Source organism: Agromyces humi (assembly GCF_009720255.1).
In the GTDB taxonomy this organism is placed as follows: Bacteria; Actinomycetota; Actinomycetes; order Actinomycetales; family Microbacteriaceae; genus Agromyces; species Agromyces humi.
In genome coordinates, this window is record NZ_WJSP02000304.1 from 1 (window position 1) to 4,594 (window position 4,594).

Annotated in this window: 6 protein-coding genes; 1 reads left to right on the forward strand and 5 read right to left on the reverse strand. The window is 70.5% G+C overall.

Translation table 11 applies throughout. The features are described from left to right. Positions 1–285 (reverse strand): response regulator (locus GH736_RS17705; protein ID WP_235934412.1); only part of this gene is annotated, 285 nt, incomplete at its 3' end. Continuing rightward, the gene (locus tag GH736_RS17710; RefSeq protein ID WP_159605673.1) at positions 282–1,403 is read right to left on the reverse strand and encodes a sensor histidine kinase; all 1,122 of its coding nucleotides are present in this window, start codon (positions 1,401–1,403) and stop codon (positions 282–284) included. The genes GH736_RS17705 and GH736_RS17710, both read right to left, overlap by 4 nt. A 186-nt stretch (positions 1,404–1,589) precedes the next feature. Here GH736_RS17710 and GH736_RS17715 point away from each other — a divergent pair, with 186 nt between their 5' ends. Next, positions 1,590–2,141 (forward strand): hypothetical protein, encoded by a 552-nt coding sequence (locus GH736_RS17715; protein ID WP_159605675.1) that lies wholly within the window; start codon positions 1,590–1,592, stop codon positions 2,139–2,141. Here GH736_RS17715 and GH736_RS17720 read toward each other — a convergent pair. The 3 genes from GH736_RS17720 to GH736_RS17730 form a co-directional block, all read right to left on the reverse strand. Then, a complete protein-coding gene (locus GH736_RS17720) occupies positions 2,128–3,498 on the reverse strand; it encodes a class II 3-deoxy-7-phosphoheptulonate synthase (protein ID WP_407922365.1) in 1,371 nt (456 codons plus the stop codon). The genes GH736_RS17715 and GH736_RS17720 overlap by 14 nt on opposite strands. Positions 3,499–3,580: 82 nt before the next feature. After that, complete coding sequence (locus GH736_RS17725) at positions 3,581–4,270, reverse strand: lysophospholipid acyltransferase family protein (RefSeq protein ID WP_159605677.1); 690 nt, start codon at positions 4,268–4,270, stop codon at positions 3,581–3,583. Between the two features lie 52 nt (positions 4,271–4,322). After that, positions 4,323–4,594: ROK family protein (locus GH736_RS17730; RefSeq protein ID WP_159605679.1), on the reverse strand; the 272-nt coding region annotated here is incomplete at its 5' end.

Below are 4,594 nucleotides of genomic sequence, written 5' to 3' on the forward strand. Positions count from 1 at the left end.
TCCCCAGAGCACCGCGTCGTCGTCGAACGTCGTCAGCGCGAGCACGGGCGGGGCGTCGGATGCCGCGCCCAGCTGCCGCGTCGCCTCGGGGCCGTCCATCCGCGGCATCCGGACGTCCATCAGCACGAGGTCGGGTCGATGTGCGCGGACCGCTGGCAGCACGCCCGTGCCGTCGGCGCACTCGGCGACCACCTCGAGGTCGGGCTCGGCACCGAGGATGAGCGCGAGACCGGCCCGCACCATCGCTTGGTCGTCGACGAGCAGCAGTCGAAGCGGCGCGGTCACGCGGCACCTCCGACGGGAAGGCGGCACTCGACGACCCACGAGCCGCCCTCGGGGCCGCCGCTGAGCTCGCCGCCGAGCGAGGCGGCCTGCTCGCGGAGTCCGACGAGCCCATAACCGTCGGGAGCGAGATCGGTAGCGGCATCCGTCGCGCCGGCTCGAGTGAACGGGTTCGAGACCCGGGCGATCACGGCGTGGTCGTCGATCGCGATCTGTACCGCAGCGGATGCCCCGGGCGCACTGTGTCGCGCCGCGTTGGCGAGCGCCTCCTGCACGACCCGGTAGAGCGTGAGCCGGATGGGCAGCGACAGGGGTTCGGGGGTTCCGACGATGCGCAACTCGACCGGCAGCCCGGCAGAACGGTAGGTGGTCACGAGCCGTTCGAGGTCCAAGGATGCCCACTCGGACTCGTCGTCATCCCGCAGCATCCCGACGGCGCCTCGAATGGCGTCGAGGCTCTCGCGCGACACCCGCTCGGCTTCGATGAGGGCCGCCTCAGCGGCATCCGGATTCGAGCGGATCACCCGACGCGCACCGCCCACGTGCAGCACCACGACCGTCAGCGAATGCGCCACGAGGTCGTGCACGTCGCGCGCGATGCGATGCCGCTCCTCGCGTGCCGCAGCATCCGCCAGCTCGCCTTCGGCGGCGCGCAGTTCGTCGGCCAAGCGCGTCGCGCGCCGCAGGAGTACGCCGATGAGCACGGCGAACGCACCGCCGAACGCGAAGTAGATCGCGCCCACGTCCCACTCGACCCCGAACAGGAAGGGCACGAATGGAACCACCATGATGACGGCGGTGACCGAGCCGATCAGCCACCAGTCATCGGTTCGGCTGGCGAGCCTGCTCGCGGCCGCCAGGCTGAGGAAGAGCGCTGCGCCGATCTCGGAGAGGGCGATGACCGGGATGACCGGGATGATCGCGAGGGCCGCGAACGCGAGCAGGGGGAGTTCGATGCCGAAGACGAGGAGTGCCCATGGCACAAGGGCGATGAGCATGGCGACCACGACCGCCGGGTTGAATTGGGCGTTGACCACGGCCAGGACGGCGGCGACGAGGGCGGTGACGGCGTAGACGAGGTCGGTGACCCGTGAACCCGCCGTGACTGAAGCTCGCGTCATGCGTCGCTCCTCTCGGGCTGCGCCTTGGGCTTGGCCTCTGCCGTCGCCTTCGACTCGGTCGGGCGATCGCCCCGGCCTCGCCTCAACGAAACCGTATCGGACGGGTTCGCGCCTCGTCCCGTGGTACGAGAACGAGGCGTTCCGCGGTGCGATGACGGCCGGATGCCGCGCGCGGAGCATCGGGGCATGACCACTTCACTCTCGACTCCGCCCCGTCTGTCCTCGCCGCGCTCGTCGACCGCGGCGGGGGCGCGCGCCGTGCTCGCGGTCGGCGGCGGTCTCAGCGCCGTCGCGTTCGTGATCGCCGTCGTCGGCCTGATCGTCGATCCAGCCGTGCTCACCGGCGCTCCCGCCTGGATCAAGCCCGCCAAGTTCGCGTTCTCGATCGCGGTGTTCCTGCTGACGCTGCGCTGGATCCTGTCGTACGTGCGCGGCCACGACCGGCTGCTCGCCATGCTCAGCTCCGTCATCACGGTCGCGCTCGTCGCCGAGATCGCGCTCGTCGAGATGCAGGTGCTCCGCGGCACGACCAGCCACTACAACGAGGCGACCGACTTCGATGCCGCGGTCTTCTACGCGATGGGTGGCATCGTGTCGCTCGTGGTCATCGCCACGATCGCCGCCGGCGTGCTCGCACTGCGGCAGCGCGGCCACGCCCCGGTCCGTCCACTCGCGAGCGGCGCCGACGTGGGGACGCCCCGAGGGACACCCCACGCCGGACCGCTCAACGGGCGGTGAGCTCCTCGGCGACGAGGAACGCAAGCTCGAGCGACTGCATGTGGTTCAGGCGAGGATCGCACAGCGACTCGTAGCGCGTCGCGAGGGTCGCCTCATCGATGTGCTCGGAGCCGCCGAGGCACTCGGTGACATCATCGCCGGTGAGCTCGACGTGGATGCCTCCCGGGTACGTTCCGGCCGCGCGATGGGCCTCGAAGAAGCCCCGCACCTCGTCGACCACGTCGTCGAAGCGGCGGGTCTTGTAGCCGTTCGGCGTCGTGATGCCGTTGCCGTGCATCGGGTCGGTGACCCACAGCGGGTTGGCGTCGCTGCGCTTGATGGCCTCGAGCAGCGGGGGCAGCGCATCGCGGATCTTGCCGGCGCCCATGCGCGTGATGAACGTGAGGCGCCCGGGCTCGCGATCGGGATCGAGCTTCTCGACGAGCTCGAGCATCGTCTCAGGCGTGGTCGACGGGCCGAGCTTCACGCCGATCGGATTGCGGACGCGCGACAGGAAGTCGACGTGCGCGCCGTCGAGGTCGCGCGTGCGCTCCCCGATCCAGATGAAGTGGCTCGACGTGTCGTACGGCGTGCCCGTGCGGGAGTCGATGCGCGTCATCGGCCGCTCGTAGTCCATGAGCAGGCCCTCGTGGCCCGTGTAGAACTCGGTGTGCTTCAGCGCCTCGAAGTCGGCGCCGCACGCCTCCATGAACTTGATGGCCCGATCGATCTCGCGCGCCAGCGACTCGTAGCGGGCGTTCGCGGGGTTCACCGAGAAGCCCTGGTTCCACGAGTGGACCTGCCGCAGGTCGGCGAACCCGCCCGTGGTGAATGCGCGGATGAGGTTCAACGTCGAGGCGGCCATGTGGTACCCGCGCACCAGCCGCGCCGGGTCGGCCGCGCGGGACTCGGGCGTGAAGTCGTAGCCGTTGACGATGTCGCCACGGTACGCCGGCAGCGTCACGTCGCCCCGCGTCTCGGTGTCGCTCGACCGGGGCTTCGCGAACTGGCCCGCCATGCGGCCCATCTTCACGACCGGCATCGACGCGCCGTACGTGAGCACCACGGCCATCTGCAGCACGGTCTTCACGCGGTTGCGGATCTGGTCGGCGGTCGCTCCCGCGAACGTCTCGGCGCAGTCGCCGCCCTGCAGGAGGAACGCCTCGCCGCGGGACGCGGCGGCGAGCCGGGTGCGCAGCATGTCCACCTCGCCGGCGAACACCAGTGGCGGCAGGGTCGCGAGCTCAGCGGATGCCGCGTGCGCGGCCTCGGCGTCGGGCCACTGCGGCTGCTGCTTGATCGGCAGGGTGCGCCAATAGTCGAGGCCGTCGATCACGGAGGGATCTGCACTGACGACGGGCTCGACGAGCTGTACCACGGAAGTGTCCTGAGGGGTTCGGGGCGCGGTGCGCCGGGAATGGGAACGCGGCGCCGCACGTCGCGCCGCCGCTGCATCGAGCCTACCCCGAGGTGGTCGCGCGTTGCTCCCGCACGGAGCTCGCGTAGACGTCGACGTACTGCTGGCCGCTCAGCGCCCGGAGTTCGTAGACGAGCTCGTCCGTCACGGAGCGCAACACGAAGCGGTCGCCCTCGAGGCCCTCGAACCGGGTGAAGTCGAGCGGCTCGCCGATGATGATGCCGATCCGCCGGATCTTCGGGAGCCTCGTGCCGATCGGCATGACCTTCTCGGTGCCGATCATCGCGACCGGCAGCACCGGCACGCCCGCCTCGAGCACCATCCGCGCCACCCCGGTGCGACCGCGGTAGAGCCGCGCATCGGGGCTGCGGGTGCCCTCGGGATAGATGCCGAGGATGCCGCCGTCGCCGAGCACGCGAAGTCCCGTCAGCAGCGACGCCTCCGATGCCTTGCCCCCTGAGCGGTCGATGGGCAGCTGCCCCGCCGCCTGGAAGAACGTCTTCGTCGCCCAGCCCTTGAGGCCCTTGCCGGTGAAGTACTCGCTCTTCGCGAGGAACACCACCGGCCGGTCGACGACGAGCGGAAGGAAGATCGAATCGATGAACGAGAGGTGGTTGCTCGCGAGCACCACCGCGCCCTCCTTGGGCACGTGCTCGAGACCGACGACCCAGGGCCGGAAGATCGCGAGGAGGATCGGGCCGATCACGATGTGCTTCATGACCCAGTAGAACACCGGCGGACTCCCCTCCCGGGTGGACGAACGCTTCAGCCTAGCGCCGGGCGCCTCAGGCGTGTTCCTGCACCCACACGCGTGCGAGGTCGGCCGCGCCGACCACCCCGGCGTCGTTGACGAGCTCGGCGATCACGAAGTCGGGCTCGGGGTGGTAGCCGCGCGCCGGGAGGTGCTCGAAGAACGCCTCGCGGATGGGAGCCAGCAGCAGTTCCCCCGCCACGGCCACGCCTCCGCCGAAGACGAAGCGCTGCGGGTCGAGCACCGCCGCAAGCGACGCCGACGCCTGGCCGAGCCAGTGGCCGAGCTGGCGGAGCGCCGCGACCG